Origin of the sequence: Weissella sp. DD23 (genome assembly GCF_001579105.1) — a bacterium.
GTDB classification, from domain to species: Bacteria; Bacillota; Bacilli; order Lactobacillales; family Lactobacillaceae; genus Weissella; species Weissella cibaria.
This window is the reverse complement of sequence record NZ_KQ970397.1, coordinates 45,596-46,426: the sequence shown is the minus strand read 5'-3', so window position 1 is coordinate 46,426 and position 831 is coordinate 45,596. Positions and strand designations below refer to the sequence as shown.

2 protein-coding genes are annotated in these 831 nt (G+C 44.8%); both read right to left on the bottom strand.

Annotation, left to right across the window (positions count from 1 at the left end):
* On the bottom strand, window positions 1–235 hold a 235-nt coding region (gene purS, locus WEIDD23_RS13760; RefSeq protein ID WP_197458874.1), incomplete at its 3' end, for a phosphoribosylformylglycinamidine synthase subunit PurS.
* 2 nt (window positions 236–237) lie between these two features.
* The coding region (locus tag WEIDD23_RS10160) for a phosphoribosylaminoimidazolesuccinocarboxamide synthase (RefSeq protein WP_062358957.1) at window positions 238–831 on the bottom strand (594 nt) is incomplete at its 5' end.

Here is an 831-nt window from a genome sequence, read left to right as displayed (position 1 = left end):
TCGTGATGCGATACGTTTCTGTGTTTGGATTAATTAATAACGCTTCAGTCAGGCTGGTGGCTTCTTCATACGCACTTTGTTCATCAGTCGCCGTTAACTTGATTTCAAAATATTTTCCTTGCGTCACTGACGTTACCCCTTGGTAATCAAGACGCGCAAGGGCATCCTTAATCACTTCACCCTGGGGATCCAAAATTGATGGCTTATAAGTAACTGTAATCTGTGCAATGTACATGCTTACTCTCCTAAATATGTCGTTAGTCTGTGCAAAACGGTTGTGTATCCATCACGTAAGTCGCCCGTCCCCTGACGAAAAACGTCTTTATCTAAGGATTGGCCGGTGGCTTGGTCAATCAAACGCATATTATCTGGTGACAGCTCATCACCTAACGTCAACGCGCCAGTAGCGTCCAAACCAAATTCCAATTTAAAATCAATTAACGTAATGCCCACAGCTTCAAATAATTGACCCAGTTGCCGATTAACCGTTTGGGCAACTGCCTCGATTTGGGTTAACTGACTTGGCGTCGCTAAGTCGAGGGCAAATATTTGCGATTGATTCAATGGCGGATCATCAAGCGCATCGTTTTTAAAGTAATATTCTTGTACCGTGGGTGAAAGAGGCGTCAACATTGGCACCGAGTAACGCGTTGCAAAATGGCCCGCCGCATAATTACGAATCACAACCTCAATTGGCAACATGTCCAGTGCCGTCACCAACACATCACGTTCGCCGACTGCTTGTTGAAAGTGTGTCACAATGCCTTGCGACTTTAAAAAGCGAAACAATTGCTGACTGATTTGGGTCGTTAGTCGTCCCTTATCGCTAAT